Below are 16,181 nucleotides of genomic sequence, written 5' to 3'. Positions count from 1 at the left end.
ACGTTTGCGATCGCAGCGTCAAGGTTTCGTCCCGGGAAGCAGCGCCGACTTTCAAACGCTGGTTGACTTTCGGCGACAGGCGCCGATTCTCAAGTCAAAGGCGGCCTGCCGAGCAACATGCCGCCCGAACGATCAGCACGATGATCGAGAGCAGCCTTGAACCTGGTCAATCCACCGAGCCTTGTTCTAAACGGTGTCGAGTTCGATTTCGACGCCGGTCTCCTGCACGGCGAGCATGGTGAAGATGTCCCGCTGAGGCCTCAATCGCTCGCGGTGCTGAAGCATCTGGTCGCCAACGCCAACCGTGTCGTGACCAAGGAGGAGCTCCTGGACGCTGTCTGGCCCGGCATCGCGGTGACGGAAAACAGTCTTTCCCAGTGCATCAGCGAAATCAGGAAAGCCATCGGCGACGAGAAGCAGAGTCTGCTCAAGACAGTCGCGCGACGGGGATATCGCTTTGTCCCCGAAAGCCAAGCGCCCGGCATACCTCACGATGGCTACCCGCAGGTTCACGGCACTGGCTCTCCTGACCAGCACGAGACCAAAAGCCGGCGAAGCCTGATCTTTGTAGGCGCTGTACTGGCAATCATTGCCGCAGTCGCGGCGTTCATCTGGAGGCCTACATTTGATACGGGAGTGCCGACCTCGCTCTCGATCGCGGTTCTGCCGTTCGCAAATCTCAGCGAAGCCGAGGAGCAGGCCTATCTTGCCAACGGTTTCGCGGACGATCTGACGACAGAGCTGGCGCGCGTTCCCGGCCTGTTCGTCGTCTCGCACAATGCCGCGCGTGCATATCGCAACAGCGGCCTGCCGCCGGCGAAGATCGCGAAAGAGCTCGGCGTCCGCTACCTGCTGGAGGGCTCGGTTCGACGTCTCGGCGATGAAGTGCGCATCAATGCGCACTTGGTCGATGCCTCGACGGTTGGCCAGATCTGGGCCGAGCGGTTCGAAGGTCCATTCAGCGATGTGTTCAAGCTCCAGGACCAGGTGACCGGTCAGATTGTCGCCGCGCTGCAGCTAAAGCTCGTCCCGGGAAAAGCAAACCTGGCCGTGTCCGGCGATACTGACGATCCGGAAGCTTACCAGGCTTTTCGGCGCGCTATCGAGGCGCGACGAACGGATACACCATCAGGCACCGTGGACGCATCTCGCTACCTGCGCCAGGCCCTGGCGCTGGATGCCGATTTCGGCGCGGCGGCCGCGGAATTGGCATGGCTCCACTGGGATGCCGACGACGCGAGGAGACAGGCCCTAGGGCTTGGTTGGACCGAGATCGACGACGAGCTCTACGGCAATCTGGCCATCGCTGCCGGAAATCCGTCGCCCGGTTACTACCAGCTGATTTCCGAGCTTCTGGTCCGGGAGCATAGGTCCGACGAGGCGGTGGCTGCCCTGCAAAAGGCGATAGCGCTCGACCCGAGCGATTCCTGGACCTACGAAGGGCTGAGCCAGGCCCTCATCTTCAACGGCAGGCCGGCTGAGGGGCGAACCTTTCTCGAGGCGGCCCTACGCGTCGATCCCGGGTGGACGGAGTGGCGACACTATCAGGCTGGCTTGGCGGCGTTCGGCCAGGGTCGCTACGAGGAGGCGGTCGCGCAGCTTGAGCAGGTCGATGTTCGGTCGCCCAATCCCTGGACGAAGTTCTACGGCCTGCATGTTCTTGTCGCAGCGCTTGCGCATCTCGATCGCCTGCCGGAAGCGGCCTCTGCCCTGGAGCAGCTCCGAAGCGTGCTGTCGGAAAGGCAGGAGGGTCAGCCGAACCTGCTGATCGCGCAGCAGTTTTTCGTCTACAAGCGACAGGAAGATATCGTTCGCCTGCTCGATGGTTTGAGGAAGGCAGGGGTTTCTGAGCTTCCTGCCGGAATGGAACCCGAATCCGCTGAACGAATGAATGGCGTCGACATCGGCAATCTCATGATCGGACACGAGCTGACGGGACGCCAGGTTCTGCCCGATGTCTTGGCTTACCATGCTGTGATTGCGGCAGACGGCAGCGTGACCCGAACAGTTGGTGAGGAGGTCGTGACCGGTCGAATGTGGGTGCAGGGCGACAGCTTGTGCACCGCCTATCCGCGTAAACTGACGGGCTGTGGCGCCGTGTTCCGCAACCTGAGCGTCACACCCGGAGCCCCGAACGAATACATCCTGCTGCCTCGCTTCAAGCGTTATGAATTCTCGGTGACGAAGTAGCAGCACTTCGCTGCGTTTACAGCGGCCATGAGAGATTGAGGTTCATTTCGCTCTTGCCTTCGGTGACGTACGGACCACAGCGCTTCAATGCATCCGCGAAACCCCTGGCCAAGCCCTTGAACGTCTCGGTCTGCGGCGCTACGTCGACGATTTGGATGGCACTGACGTGCCCCTCGCGGGTGAAGCTGACGTGGACATCTGCACTGAAGCTGATCCCGCGCATCGCCGTCTGCGTAGGCCAACAGCTTGCTGCCCGTTCGAGAATGTGGCGGCTCAGACCATCACCAGCGGACGCGGTGGTCGCGGCGCCGATCACGAGAACTCCCAAGATGCGGTTGATCATCCTTTATCTCCTCAGTTCGACGCCCGAACCGTGTGGGAACGTCGTGGGAGAGAGGACGCGAGGGCTCGTTCGAAGTCATGATATCGGCGTGAAAAAGTTTTGAAGAGTGGTGAACACAGTCGATTCGGCCATCAGATGCATTCAAGCGGGCGAGAACGACCCGCGATGACGGCTTCAGTTGGAGGGGCGGGCCTACGCTGGTCGTCCCCCATCATCAGCCGACATTGTTAGGCCAAACGAACAAATAGAGCCCTTGGCGACAAAATAAGCGTGCCGCCTCACCCCCGGACGAACAGCGCCACCAGGCCGACGGTGCCGATAACCAGCCGCCACCAGCCGAACAGCGAATAGCCGTGGCGCGAGACGTAGTTGAGCAGGAAGCGCACGACGATAAGCGCCGCGACGAAGGCGGCGATGAAACCGGCGGCGATGATGGGCAGATCGGCGCTGGTCAGCACATTGCGGTTCTTGAACAGGTCGAAGGCGAAGGCGCCGACCATCGTCGGCATGGCGAGAAAGAAGGAGAATTCCGCCGCCGCGCGTTTGTCGACGCCCAGAAGCAGCGCGCCGACGATCGTCGAACCGGAACGCGACGTGCCGGGGATCAGCGAAAGGCACTGGAACAGTCCGATCTGCAGATAGAGCCGGAGCGGAAACCGCTCGACGTCGTGATAGAGCGGCTTCGGCTTGAAGCGATCCACCCACAGCAGGACCAGGCCGCCGATGATCAGCATGACGCAGATCAGCCTCGGCGATTCAAACAGCACCGTCTTGATGAAGCCATGCGCCAGCGCGCCGATGACGGCCGCCGGCAGAAAGGCGACGAGGATGCCGAGAACGAAATGCCGCGTCACCCGATCACGCGGCAGGTCGACCAGCATCTGCCACAGGCGATGGAAATAGACGCTGAGGATCGCCAGTATGGCGCCGAGCTGGATCAGGATCTCGAAGGCCTTGCCGGTCGAATGGAAGCCGAGAAAATGACCGGCAAGCAGGATATGGCCGGTCGACGAGACCGGAATGAACTCGGTCATGCCCTCGATCATGCCGAGCAGCAGCGCTTCGACAATGGTCTGGCTTTCCATGGAAACCTCGGCGTTCGAGTGAGAGCTTTGAAGAACGGCTTGCTTGTCATGGCGCGGAACTCCTCCTATAGGTCGCAGCACCCTGACGGCCCTTTGAATCGGGGCGGCCCCCTGAATCGGGCGGCCAAGACTTACCGGCGCAGCCGGCGATTTGCCAGTGCGCTCTATTATCGCGGGACCATGCTGACGCTTTTCCACCACCCGATGTTCGCCACCTGCCGCTTCGTTCGCCTCGCTTTCGGCGAGTATGGCGAGGAACTGGCGCTGATCGAGGAAAAGCCGTGGATGCGGCGCAAGGAGTTCCTGGCGCTGAACCCGGCCGGCACGCTGCCGATCCTGCTTGCCGAGGGCGACGTGCCGATCGTCGGCGCCATGGTCATCGGCGAATATCTCGACGAGACGCGCGGCGTGCTCAAGCGCGACAAGCGGCTGTTCGCCGAGGACCCGATGGAGCGCGCCGAAATCCGCCGGCTGACCGACTGGTATCTCAGCAAGGCCGATAGCGAGGTGACGCGGCACCTGGTGCGCGAGCGCGTGCTGAAGCCGATCATGCCGGAAACGGCGGGCGGCGGCTCGCCCGATTCGGCGGCGATCCGCGCCGCGCGCGCCAACATCCGCCAGCACATGAAATACACCAACTGGCTGGCCGGCACCCGCCATTGGCTGGCCGGCAGCAAGGTCACCTATGCCGACCTCGCGGCTGCGGCTGCGCTGTCCGTGCTCGACTATCTCGGCGAGATCGACTGGCGCGAACACACTGCCGCGCGCGAATGGTATGCACGGGTGAAATCACGGCCATCGTTCCGGCCGCTTTTGTCCGACCGGGTGCGCGGCCTGTCGCCGGTGTCACATTATGCGGACCTCGATTTCTAGAGCGCAAAATTTGCGCGCGCTGATCGACCGCGAGGCGCGGCGCGCCGGTTTCGATGCCGTTGCCGTCACCACGCCCGATGCCATCCCGCAGGCGCCGGCCCGGCTTGCCGCATTCGTCGCCGACGGCTTCCACGGCTCGATGGGTTGGATCGCCGAGACGCTCGAACGCCGCGGCGAGCCGATGGCGCTTTGGCCCGAAGTTCGCTCGATCATCGTGCTGGCCATGAACTACGGGCCGGACCACGACCCGCGCGCGGTGCTGGGCAAGCGCCAGCGGGGCGCGATCTCCGTCTATGCGCAGAACCGCGATTATCACGATGTGATGAAGGGCCGGCTGAAAGAGATCGCCGGCAAGATCGTGGGGCACTCTGGGAGCGACGTAAAAGTGTTCGTCGACACCGCCCCGGTGATGGAAAAGCCGCTGGCAGAAGCCGCCGGCCTCGGCTGGCAAGGCAAGCACACCAATCTGGTCAGCCGCGAGCACGGCTCCTGGCTGTTCCTTGGCACCATCTTCACCACGGCCGAGCTTGCATCCGATACGCCCGAAGACGACCATTGCGGCTCTTGCCGCGCCTGTCTCGACGCCTGCCCGACCGACGCCTTTCCGGCTCCCTACCGGCTCGATGCGCGCCGCTGCATCTCCTACCTCACCATCGAGAACAAGGGGCCGATCCCGCACGAGTTCCGCGAAAAAATCGGCAACCGCATCTATGGCTGCGACGATTGCCTGGCCGCCTGCCCATGGAACAAGTTTGCCCGGGCAGCGTCCGAGGCAAAGCTCGTCGCCCGCGCGGACTTGCGCGAGCCGCCGCTCGCCGATCTGTTGGCGCTCGACGACGCTTCCTTCCGGTCGTTCTTTAGCGGTTCGCCGGTCAAGCGCATCGGTCGCGACCGCTTTGTCCGCAACGTGCTGATCGCCGCCGGCAATTCCGGCGAACCCTCGCTCGGAAACGCCGTGCGTGCGCTGCTCGGTGACGCCTCGCCGCTGGTGCGCGGCGCAGCGGTATGGGCGCTGTCACGGCTTGTGCCGGCTTCGGATTTCGCCAAATCGGCCACCGCTGCGGTGAAAGCAGAAGGCGACGAGGCCGTGCGACGCGAATGGCGCCTGGCGCTGGCAAACCAGATCGAGGCGCATGCATGAGCGAGAAGCAGATCCTCATTTTCGGCGCCGGCTATTCGGGCAAGGCATTTGCCCGCGCCAGCAAGGATGTTGGCACGATCCTTGGCACGACACGCGCAGCGGAGAAATTCGAAGCGCTGCGGCAAGCCGGAATCCAGCCGCTGCTTTTCGATGGCGCGCTGACGCTTGAAATCAGCGACGCGCTCGAGAAAACAACCCACCTCGTCGTCTCGGTGGCGCCGGAAGAGGCCGGCGACCCGGTGCTGAATGCGGCGCGCCAGGCAATCGCGAAGATGCCGGCGCTCGAATGGATCGCCTATCTCTCCACCGTCGGCGTCTACGGCGACCATGGCGGCGGCTGGGTCGACGAGACCTTCGAATGCAGGCCGCTGTCGAAGCGCTCGATGCTGCGTGTCGCCGCCGAGCAGGACTGGCTAAAGCTGGGTCGAGACATCGCCCGGCCGGTGGCGATCCTGCGGCTTTCCGGCATCTACGGGCCGGGCCGCAATGCCCTGGTCAATCTGGAAAACGGCACCGCGCGGCGGCTGGTCAAGCCGGGCCAGGTGTTCAACCGCATCCATTGCGACGACATTGCGGGGGCGCTTTGGCATCTGCTCAAGCACACCAGCGGCGGCATCTTCAACGTCACCGATGACCTGCCGGCGCCGCCGCAGGACGTCGTCACCTATGCCGCAGGGCTGATGGGCGTCACACCGCCGCCGGAAATTCCGTTCGAGACCGCCCAACTTTCGCCCATGGCGCGGTCCTTCTATGGCGAGAACAAGCGCGTCGCCAACACGGCTATCAAGGCGGCCGGCTATCGCTTCCGCTTTCCCGACTACCGGTCGGCCTTCGACCATATGTGGGTTTTGGGCAACTGGCGCGATGGCGAGGCGCGCAGCCCGATGAAGCGGTCGTGATCGAAATCGCGCGCCGGGCGTGCTATGATTCGACCCAATTTGCAGAGGGGTTCTGCTTTCATGACGATGTTGAAGCGACCATTGCCCGGCAAATCGCTGCTGCTGAAGCGTGTCGCAACGCGCTTTAGATCTCTGTTTATGCATGTCGTTGTCGCAAAACCGCTGCGCACTTTTGGGCGACATGCATTAGCAGCACTCGCCGTCCTCGCCTTGGCGGGGCTTGCAGCGCGACCTGCGACGGCCGAAGAGCTGGCGAAAAACCTGTTCGGCGCCAAAAAGCTGCCGGCCGTGGCTGCGCCGCAGTCGATCGGTTTTTATTCCAAGGGCTGCTTTGCCGGCGGCGTCGCCATACCCCTGAACGGCCCGAAATGGGAGGTGATGCGGCCTTCGCGCAACCGCCGCTGGGGCCATCCGACGATGATCGCGCTGATCGAGAAACTGTCGCGCGACGCCGCGGCCGATGGCTGGCCCGGCCTTTTGGTCGGCGACATTTCGCAGCCGCGCGGCGGCCCGATGCTGACCGGCCATGCCTCGCACCAGATCGGCCTCGACGCAGACATCTGGCTGACGCCAATGCCCGACCGCAAGCTTTCGCTCGAGCAGCGCGAAAACATGAGCGCCACCTTGCTTGTCGATGAAAAGACCCATTTGGTGAAAGATGCGCTCTGGGCGCCGGCGCATACGCGGCTGCTGAAGCGCGCGGCAAGCTATGCGGAAGTCGAGCGCATCCTGGTCAATCCCGGCATCAAGAAGAAGCTCTGCGACACGGTGAAAGGCGACCGTGGATGGCTGCGCAAGGTAAGGCCGTTCTGGGGCCACGACTATCACTTCCACATCCGCATCGGCTGCCAGCCCGGCTCGCCCAAATGCAAGGCGCAGGAAAACACCGCGCCAGGCGACGGCTGCGACCAGTCGTTGGCATGGTGGTTCACCGAGGAGCCGTGGCGCCCCAACAAGAACCCGGACAGGCCGAAAGCGCGCGACCTGATGACGATGGCGAGCCTGCCCGCAGCATGCCAGGCCGTGCTCGACGGGCCAAATCCGGCTTCGGCGGAGGCGGTCACCTATTATGGCGACTATTATGGCGAGGACGGCGTGCCGGTCGCGGCTGCACCCGTTCTCACCAAGGCTCCGTCGCCGGCGCGGGCATCGGCAAGCGGCGCGGCAGCCCTCCCGGCCACGGCCAACGCCTACGCCGAAACGCCCGAGATCGGCATTCCGCTGCCGCGACCCCGGCCGGGGTACTGAGGCCAGCTAATGTTGGAGACAACCAACTGTTGGGGCCGGCGCCGCCCCTCATTGCCCTGCCGGGCCTTTCTCCCCGTATAGTGACGGGGAGAAAGGGCTGGCCGCTGCCTTGGCACCGTTCTTGCAGCGTTGGAGATTGGCGAAACCATCGATGAGAGCGTCCCTCTTCCCGTCACTATACGGGGAGAGGATGCCGGCAGGCAGGTGAGGGGCGGCGCCCGCTGAATGAGGTTGCTCCGGAACTGACCCTGAAGCGACTTTCCCTTTCCCGGGTCATGCGCTAGTCAACAAAAGAACGGCGGAACGCCACTGGGAACCGGGACGGACGAGAGCATGCCAGGCGACGACGACACCGTGCTGCAGTTTCCGGTCCTGATCGGCGACATCGGCGGCACCAATGCGCGCTTTTCGATGGTGCTCGACGCGACTTCGGAACCAACCGAACCGCAGATCGTCCAGACCGCCAATTTCAACACGATCGACTCAGCGATCCAGGCGGCGGTGCTCGACCGCTCGTCGGTGCGGCCCAACTCCGCCGTGCTGGCGGTGGCCGGCCCGGTCGACAGCGACGAGATCCCGCTCACCAACTGCCCGTGGATCGTCAAGCCAAAAAAAATGTTTGCCAGCCTCGGCCTCGGCGACGTCGTGGTGCTCAATGATTTCGAGGCGCAGGCGCTGGCCGTCGTGGCGCTCGGCGAAGAGCATATGGAAAAGATCGGCGGCGATGCGCCGGAGCCCAATGCCGGGCGCGTGGTGCTTGGCCCCGGAACCGGGCTTGGCGTCGCCGGCCTGGTCCACGCGCTGAACCACTGGATACCGGTGCCCGGCGAGGGCGGGCACATGGATATCGGGCCGCGCTCGCCGCGCGATTTCCAGGTGTTTGCGCATATCGAGAAGCTCGAGGGCAGAATCTCCGGCGAACAGATCCTGTCCGGGCGCGGCCTGGTCAATGCCTACCGGGCGGTGGCCAGGGCGGACGGCAAGCCGGCGCCGTTCACCACGCCGGCCGAGGTCACCGCCGCGGCGCTGGCGAAGTCGGATCCGGTGGCCGAGGAAGCGCTGTCGCTGTTCGTCACCTGCCTCGGGCGCACCGCCGGCGACCTTGCCCTGGTGTTCATGAGCCGCGGCGGCGTCTTCCTGACCGGCGGCATCGCGCAGAAAATCCTGCCGGCGCTGAAGTCAGGCAATTTCCGCGCCGCCTTCGAGGACAAGGCGCCGCATAGCGAATTGATGCGGACCATGCCGGTCTATGTGATCACCCATCCGCTGGCAGCGCTTTCCGGCCTTGCCGCCTATGCCAGAAACCCATCGCTGTTCGGCGTCCAGACGGCGGGGCGACGCTGGCAGGCCTGACCCACAGAGTTTTTGCCGGCGTCGGCCATAGGCAAGCCGGCACCGGGGCGCTAAGAGGATTGCCGAATTAACCCGGCCGCGGAGCCGGACCGACATCACGGAACGATCACGACTTGAACCAGTCGCTAAACCACCAAGCCAAAGCCCGGCCCGGCGAGGTCGTGGCGGTGATCCGCCGCATCCTCGCCGAGAACGGCCGCGACTATCGCTGGTATTATGTTCTGGCCGTTCTGTGCCTGGTGATGGTTGCGGCCACGACCGCCTTCACCGCCTGGATCATGAAGGATGTCGTCGACCAGATATTCTACCAGCAGCGCGGCGATCTCATTGCGCTGATCTGCTTGTTGATCCTGGGCGCCTTCATGCTGCGCGGGCTGGCCACCTACGGCCAGGCGGTGACGCTGGCCAGGATCGGCAACAATCTGGTGGCGCGCTACCAGCGCCGCATCTTCGCCCATCTGATGAAGCTCGGCATCAATTTCTTCAACGACACGCGATCGGGACGGCTGGCCGCCCAGATCAACGAGAACGTCAACGGCATCCGCGACCTGCTGTCGATGACGCTGACATCCTTGGCACGCGACGCCGTATCGCTGATCGCGCTGATCGGCGTCATGATCTGGCAGGATCCGATGCTGTCGCTGATGTCGCTGCTGATCGGGCCGCCGCTGATCTACACCGTCGTCTACCTGACCCGCAGGATAAGGCGCGCCACGCGCGAAGCCGTGCAGATAAACGCGCGGCTGATCGGCGCCATGCAGGAAGCGACGCAAGGCATCGCCATCGTCAAGGCGTTCACGCTGGAGAACGAGCTGTCGCGCCGCATCAGCGATCTTGTCGCCAGCGCCGAGCAGCGGGCAAACCGCATCGCCCGCGTCTCGGAACGGTTGTCGCCGATCTCCGACATGCTGGCCGGTTTCGCCGTCGCCGGCGTCATCGCCTATTCCGGCTACCGGGCAGCCGTCGGCGGCCAGCCGCCCGGCGCGGTGTTTTCCTTCATCACCGCGCTGCTGCTTGCCTACGACCCGGCCCGGCGGCTGGCGCGCATGCAGGTCGGCATGGAACGGGCGCTGGTCAATGCGCGCATGATCTACGAGTTGCTCGACCTCGAGCCGCAGCAGGGCGACGCGCCCGGCGCGGCCGAAGTGAAGATCACCCGGGGCGAGGTGCGCTTCAACAATGTGTCGTTCGGCTATGTCTTCGACGCCCCGGTGCTGCAGGATCTCAGCTTCGTTGCCGCCGCCGGCAAGATGACGGCCATCGTCGGCGCCTCGGGCGCCGGCAAATCGACGCTGGTGGCGCTGCTGCAGCGTTTTTACGATGTCGAGGCGGGCAGCATCGAGGTCGACGGCCAGGACATTTCGCAAGTCACCAAGCAGTCGCTGCGCCGCTGCATCGCCTATGTCTCGCAGCAGCCCTATCTGTTCGAAGGCAGCATTCGCGACAACATTCGCTATGGGCGGCTGAGCGCCAGCGACGCCGAGATCGAACTGGCCGCGCAACAGGCCGAGGCCGATGGCTTCATCCGCCAGCAGCCGCAGGGCTATGACACCCCTGTCGGCGAAGGCGGCCTGACGCTGTCGGGCGGCCAGCGCCAGCGCCTGTCGATCGCTCGCGCCATCGTGCGGCAGGCGCCGATCCTGCTGCTCGACGAGGCGACCTCAGCACTCGACAACGAAGCGGAAGCGCGCGTCCAGCAGGCGCTGACCCAGATCATGGCGGGGCGCACGACCATCGTCATTGCGCACCGGCTGTCGACCGTGGTCAATGCCGACCATATCATCGTGCTGGAACAGGGCCGGCTGGTCGAGCAAGGCACGCATGCCTCGCTGATGGCCGACCCGCACAGCGTCTATGCCCGGTTCCACCGGGTGCAGGGCAACAAGGGGCTGGGGCTTGTCGACGACGGCAAGCCAATCCAAACTCTGCTGCGGCGCGCGAAAAAAGCGATTGGAAGAAATTTATGAGCGGTACGGCCACAAACGATCCCCCCGTCAATGAAATGGGCCTGGTGGTGGTCGGCGCGGCTGGAAGGATGGGCCAGGCGCTGGTTCGCGCCATCCACACCATTCCGGGCGCCCGCGTCGCCGGCGCGATCGAGCGGGCCGGCTCGCCGCATCTCGGCAAGGATGCCGGCGAACTGGCCGGCATCGGCACTATCGGCGTGGTGATCGGCGACGATCCGCTGCCGGCTTTCGCCAGGGCCGACGGCGTCCTCGATTTCACCAGCCCGGCGGCGACCGTCGAATTCGCCGGCTATGCGGCGCAGGCACGCATCGCCCATGTCATCGGCACCACCGGCTGCTCGGCGGACGACAATGCAAAGATAGCGGCGGCGGCGCGCCACGCGACGATCGTCAAGTCAGGCAATATGAGCCTCGGCGTCAATCTGCTGGCGGTGCTGGTGGAGCAGGCGGCGCGCGCGCTCGATGCCGACGATTTCGATATCGAGATCCTGGAAATGCATCACCGGCACAAGGTCGATGCGCCGTCGGGAACGGCGCTGCTGCTCGGTGAAGCCGCCGCCGCCGGGCGCGGCATCGACCTTGACGGGAACAGCGTGCGGTCGCGCGACGGCCATACCGGCGTGCGCAAGACCGGCTCGATCGGCTTCGCCACGCTGCGCGGCGGTTCGGTGGTCGGCGACCACAGTGTTCTGCTGGCCGGCACCGGCGAGCGCATCACGCTCGCCCATCACGCCGAGGACCGGGCGATCTTCGCCCGCGGCGCGGTCAAGGCCTCACTGTGGGCGCGCGGCAGGAAGCCGGGCCTGTATTCGATGCGCGACGTGCTCGGACTCGCCTGAGACGATCTCATCCACCAAACTGAAGGAGCAAAAATGTCGGGAACTCTCGTGCTCGTGCGCCATGGCCAGAGCGAATGGAACCTGAAGAACCTTTTCACCGGCTGGCGCGACGTCGACCTGACCGAATTGGGCCACGCCGAGGCCAGGGAGGCGGGCGCCAAGCTGAATGCGCGCGGCATGAAATTCGACATCGCCTTCACCTCGTCGCTGATCCGGGCGCAGAAGACCTGCCAGCACATTCTCGACGCCGTCGGCCAGAGCGATCTCGAGACTATTCGCGACCAGGCGCTGAACGAGCGCGACTATGGCGACCTCTCCGGCCTCAACAAGGACGACGCGCGCCAGAAATGGGGCGAGGAGCAGGTGCATGTCTGGCGCCGCTCCTACGACGTGCCGCCGCCCGGCGGCGAAAGCCTGAAAGACACCGGCGCGCGCGTCTGGCCCTATTATCTGCACGACCTGCAGCCGCATGTACTGCGCGGCGGCACAGTCCTGGTGGCGGCGCACGGCAATTCGCTGCGCGCGCTGATCATGGCGCTGGACGGCAAGTCGGGCGAGGAGATCGTCAGACTGGAACTCGGCACCGGCGTGCCGGTCATCTACAAGCTCAACGCCGATTCGACGGTGGCATCCAAGGAAGTGCTGGCCGGCTGAGCCGGCGGGGCAGCTTTCAAAAAAGCGCGTTGACACTCACCGTTTGCCCGCCTAAAGAGCCCGCACCAGCCCAGATGGCGGAATTGGTAGACGCGCACGGTTCAGGTCCGTGTTCCGCAAGGAGTGGAGGTTCGAGTCCTCTTCTGGGCACCATCATCTTGTAAGTACCTGATTTCATTCAGGTTCTGATTCGCTTTTCCAGTTCGGCCCAGTTGTAACAGTGACTGTTATAGTCGGGGCTCGAATCGGATGGCGACACTGCCCGAACGGATGATGACGCGCAGCGGCACTTTTTACTGCCGAATTTGGGTTCCTACGGACATTGCCCCTATATACGGGCGTCAAATCGTGGTCCGGTCCTTGCGCACAAAAGATCTGAAAACAGCCAAGTCGCGTCTCGCTCGCAAGAGCGTCGAACTGGAAAACCGGTTCGAAGAAATTCGTGCTGATCAGATCGCCGGCGACAATCACGGCGCTGCTGCGCCGCCGGACTCCCGAACTATCCGTGCCGGCTTCCGCGAGATCGCCCGTGAACACGCCATCGCGGCGAGCGATCAGGAGTTCTGCCGCCGTGCGGAGCTCTTCAGCCAGGCGACCGCGACTCCCGCTCGGTTCTGGCGCGGCGAGTTCGGACCGCTGCCGGTGCCGGCCGACTTCGGGCACGACGAACAGGATGCCTATACCTATTTCGACCACCTCGTTGCCGAAGGTGATCTCGAAAAGGTCATCGCCTTCGTCAATCGGTTTCGCCTCGGGAAGCGGATCGAGACGTTGCAGAGCATGCGGGCGACCGGAAACCTTGGCGAATTCGTCGCGATCGCCGAGAACCGCATTCCCGAAATCAGCCGTTCGGATGCGATCGCTCTTGGCCGATTGCTGCTTGAGAACGAACTCGACGCGCTTCGGGCAATCACCGAGCGACAACCTGATCCTTCGCTGGGCGATCTTCGTGCAGGCAATTTTCGGCAGGCAGAGAACCCTGACGCGCCTACCTTGGGCAGTTCCCAGCCGACGGCACCAACCGCCATGCCGATCTCGCTCGACGAACTTTTTGAGCGCTGGGAGGCGGAAACCGATCCGAGTGCCAGCACACTGTCCAGCTGGCGCGGCATTCTGCGCGACCTCAAATCATCCGTCGGGGACAAGGCGGACGACATTACTCGCATCACCGCCGAGGATATCGTCGGCTGGAAGGACAAGCTCGTCAAAGCTAACAAGGCGGTGGCAACCATCTCGCGAGGCTATCTCGGCTGCGCCCGTGCGCTGTTCAGGTTTGCCGTGGCGAACAAGCTCGCGGCGTCCGATCCTTCCCAGGGAATCAAGGTCGCGCGCAAGACAAAGGCGGGCAAGAAGATGTTGGGCTATACCGGAGAGGAGGTGGCTCGGCTGCTGGATTTGGCGAGCGCCGCTCGGGAACCTTGGAAGAAGTGGCTTCCCTGGTTGGCTGCGGCCACGGGATCACGGATTGGCGAAGTGGCGCAGCTGCACGTCAGCCATGTGTTTGAGGAAGACGGATATCATGTCGTAAAGATCACGCCGGCAATCGATGCTGGTAGCATCAAGAATGCGGAAAGCGAGAGGACAGTGCCCATTCATCCGGCCCTGCTTGCAGCAGGCTTCCTGGAGTTCGTGCGAACGAAAGGGGAAGGTCCGCTCTTCTATGGCCGCTCGTCAGGTGATCCAAAGCGGAAGCATGCCTCGAAAGGCGTTGCCAACCGGCTGGCCACGTGGATTCGAGCGAACGGGTTTTCCGACCCGCGCAAAGCGCCGAATCATGCGCTGAGGCACTGGTTCAAGACCGAAGCTTCAAGGGTAGGCATTTCTGACAGCGTGGCCGACGCCATTCAGGGCCACACCGACAGCAGTTCCTCGGGTGTCTACAGGCATATCGGCTTGGCCCTGATGGCATCAGCGCTCGAGAAGATCGAACTGCCGCCGCGCCGCGGCGTGTCCTTAGACGCTTAGAGCTACACGCCTGCGCTGAGCAAGCTCGTAACGTCCTGATTGCGCCAAGAACGGTTATCGCCGAACCACTACTCAGACGTCGCATTTGAGGCCGGGGAACGAACCCGCTGCGCGGGAGGGCCCCTGCGGTTGAGGTAGAGATCAGGAACCGGTCGTCGCGCCTGCATTGAGCGTTGTTAGGCAGCGGCAGAGCATGACGGGCTTCTTCAACAAGGAGCCTGACCATGACCCATCCTGTTCTCGAAGCTCCGATCAGCCCGCTGCGCCAGCGGCTGATCGACGATATGACCCTGCGCCGGTTCGGCAAGGAGACGCAGCGCAACTATCTCCGCGATGTCGGAAGGTTGGCCAGCTTCCTCGGCCGATCTCCGGATACGGCCACGGCCGACGACCTACGACGATTCCAGGTTGAACAGCAGGAGGACGGCGTTCCCGTTCCGACGATGAACAGCATCGTGTCGGCGCTGCGCTTCTTCTTCACCCATACGCTCGACCGCCCGGATCTGGCGCGCAGGCTCGTCCGGCTGGCGCACCCGCGCAAGCTACCCGTGGTCCTAAGCCGAGACGAGGTCGCTCGGCTGCTCAACGCCACCACCTGCCTCAAGCACCAGGCCGCGCTCTCGGTCGCCTATGGTGCGGGCTTGCGCGTCGCCGAGGTGTCGATGCTGAAGGTCGCCGATGTCGACAGCGAGCGCATGCTGCTACGTGTCGAGCGCGGCAAGGGCGGGCGATATCGCAACGCCATGCTGTCCGAAGACCTGCTTACTCTTCTGCGGCAATGGTGGAGGGTCGGACGCCAGCAGGGCGTCATGCATCGCGACGGCTGGCTGTTTCCGGGGCAGCATCCGATGAAGCCGATCAGCACCCGGCACCTTCACCGCATCGTCGTCGAGGCGGCACAGGCCGCCGACATCGCCAAGCGGGTCGGGCCGCATACGTTGCGCCACAGCTTCGCCACCCACCTGCTTGAAGACGGCACCGACATTCGGGTCATCCAGGTCCTGCTCGGGCACGCCAAGCTCGACAACACCGCCTTCTACACCAAGGTCGAGACCCGCACGGTGCGCACGGTCACGAGCCCGCTCGACAAGCTCGGCCTGTTCAAGGAGGCAGAGATCTCGCCCGATGGCTGAGCCGTGCGCGCCTCTGTCGAGGTCGCCGACATCTTCCGTGCTGCCGGACCCGCCTACCGGGCCGTTCATGCCGGCCATCTGAGCATTATCCAGCTCAAGGTGATGTCGGCGATCGAGCACTGCCGCACCGCGGCGCTTGGCGGTCACGTCGAGGCCTGCGAGGACTGTGGCCAGTGGCGGATCGCCTACAACTCCTGCCGCAACCGGCACTGCCCCAAGTGCCAGGGCGCCGCCGCGCGGACATGGCTGGCCGAGCGCGAAGCCGACCTGCTGCCGGTCGGCTACTTCCATGTCGTGTTCACCCTGCCCGCCGAAGTCGCCGACATCGCCTTCCAAAACAAGGCGCTGGTCTACGACCTGCTGTTCAAGGCGGCATCGGAGACGATGCTGACCATCGCCGCCGATCCGAAGCATCTCGGCGCGCGCATCGGCATCACCGCCGTGCTCCACACATGGGGCTCGGCGCTAACGCACCATCCGCATGTCCACAT

Annotated in this window: 14 protein-coding genes and 1 tRNA gene; 13 read left to right on the top strand and 2 right to left on the bottom strand. The window is 64.1% G+C overall.

Going from position 1 to position 16,181, the window contains the following annotated elements; genetic code table 11:
• Positions 1-156: 156 nt before the first annotated feature.
• A complete protein-coding gene (locus AC0L2B_RS28810; protein WP_473747779.1) occupies positions 157-2,190 on the top strand; it encodes a winged helix-turn-helix domain-containing protein in 2,034 nt (677 codons plus the stop codon).
• A 16-nt stretch (positions 2,191-2,206) separates the two neighbouring features.
• Here AC0L2B_RS28810 and AC0L2B_RS28805 read toward each other — a convergent pair whose 3' ends face one another.
• Together AC0L2B_RS28805 and AC0L2B_RS28800 are read right to left on the bottom strand one after the other, a co-directional pair.
• A complete protein-coding gene (locus tag AC0L2B_RS28805; RefSeq protein ID WP_473747778.1) occupies positions 2,207-2,533 on the bottom strand; it encodes a hypothetical protein in 327 nt (108 codons plus the stop codon).
• 278 nt (positions 2,534-2,811) lie between these two features.
• The gene (locus tag AC0L2B_RS28800; RefSeq protein ID WP_473747777.1) at positions 2,812-3,618 is read right to left on the bottom strand and encodes an undecaprenyl-diphosphate phosphatase; all 807 of its coding nucleotides are present in this window, start codon (positions 3,616-3,618) and stop codon (positions 2,812-2,814) included.
• A gap of 180 nt (positions 3,619-3,798) precedes the next feature.
• Between AC0L2B_RS28800 and AC0L2B_RS28795 the strand changes: the two genes are divergently transcribed.
• The 12 genes from AC0L2B_RS28795 to AC0L2B_RS28740 form a co-directional block, all read left to right on the top strand.
• Positions 3,799-4,491: a glutathione S-transferase family protein gene (locus AC0L2B_RS28795; RefSeq protein WP_473747776.1), complete on the top strand. Its 693-nt coding sequence runs from the start codon at positions 3,799-3,801 to the stop codon at positions 4,489-4,491.
• Complete coding sequence (gene queG / locus AC0L2B_RS28790; RefSeq protein ID WP_128169288.1) at positions 4,472-5,632, top strand: tRNA epoxyqueuosine(34) reductase QueG; 1,161 nt, start codon at positions 4,472-4,474, stop codon at positions 5,630-5,632. The genes AC0L2B_RS28795 and queG overlap by 20 nt, the downstream gene beginning before the upstream one ends.
• Positions 5,629-6,531, top strand: a complete 903-nt coding sequence (locus AC0L2B_RS28785) for an SDR family oxidoreductase (protein ID WP_473747775.1) — start codon at positions 5,629-5,631, stop codon at positions 6,529-6,531. The genes queG and AC0L2B_RS28785 overlap by 4 nt, the downstream gene beginning before the upstream one ends.
• A gap of 138 nt (positions 6,532-6,669) precedes the next feature.
• Positions 6,670-7,779, top strand: a complete 1,110-nt coding sequence (gene mepA / locus AC0L2B_RS28780; RefSeq protein ID WP_473748253.1) for a penicillin-insensitive murein endopeptidase — start codon at positions 6,670-6,672, stop codon at positions 7,777-7,779.
• A 333-nt stretch (positions 7,780-8,112) separates the two neighbouring features.
• Complete coding sequence (locus tag AC0L2B_RS28775; protein ID WP_473747774.1) at positions 8,113-9,132, top strand: glucokinase; 1,020 nt, start codon at positions 8,113-8,115, stop codon at positions 9,130-9,132.
• Positions 9,133-9,245: 113 nt separating this feature from the next.
• Positions 9,246-11,099, top strand: a complete 1,854-nt coding sequence (locus tag AC0L2B_RS28770; RefSeq protein ID WP_473747773.1) for an ABC transporter ATP-binding protein — start codon at positions 9,246-9,248, stop codon at positions 11,097-11,099.
• The gene (gene dapB / locus AC0L2B_RS28765) at positions 11,096-11,938 is read left to right on the top strand and encodes a 4-hydroxy-tetrahydrodipicolinate reductase (RefSeq protein WP_473747772.1); all 843 of its coding nucleotides are present in this window, start codon (positions 11,096-11,098) and stop codon (positions 11,936-11,938) included. The genes AC0L2B_RS28770 and dapB overlap by 4 nt, the downstream gene beginning before the upstream one ends.
• A 33-nt stretch (positions 11,939-11,971) precedes the next feature.
• Positions 11,972-12,592 (top strand): 2,3-bisphosphoglycerate-dependent phosphoglycerate mutase, encoded by a 621-nt coding sequence (locus AC0L2B_RS28760; RefSeq protein ID WP_473747771.1) that lies wholly within the window; start codon positions 11,972-11,974, stop codon positions 12,590-12,592.
• 68 nt (positions 12,593-12,660) lie between these two features.
• Positions 12,661-12,745, top strand: a tRNA-Leu gene (locus tag AC0L2B_RS28755).
• Between the two features lie 96 nt (positions 12,746-12,841).
• Positions 12,842-14,557, top strand: coding sequence for a DUF6538 domain-containing protein (locus tag AC0L2B_RS28750; protein ID WP_473747770.1), 1,716 nt, complete (start codon positions 12,842-12,844; stop codon positions 14,555-14,557).
• 224 nt (positions 14,558-14,781) lie between these two features.
• Positions 14,782-15,690: a tyrosine-type recombinase/integrase gene (locus tag AC0L2B_RS28745; protein ID WP_473747769.1), complete on the top strand. Its 909-nt coding sequence runs from the start codon at positions 14,782-14,784 to the stop codon at positions 15,688-15,690.
• Between the two features lie 3 nt (positions 15,691-15,693).
• A partial coding sequence (locus tag AC0L2B_RS28740; RefSeq protein ID WP_473747768.1) for an IS91 family transposase occupies positions 15,694-16,181 on the top strand: 488 nt, incomplete at its 3' end.

The organism is Mesorhizobium sp. WSM4815 (genome assembly GCF_055811575.1).
Note: the sequence above shows the minus strand (reverse complement) of the source record. Positions and strands in the feature narration are given on the sequence as shown.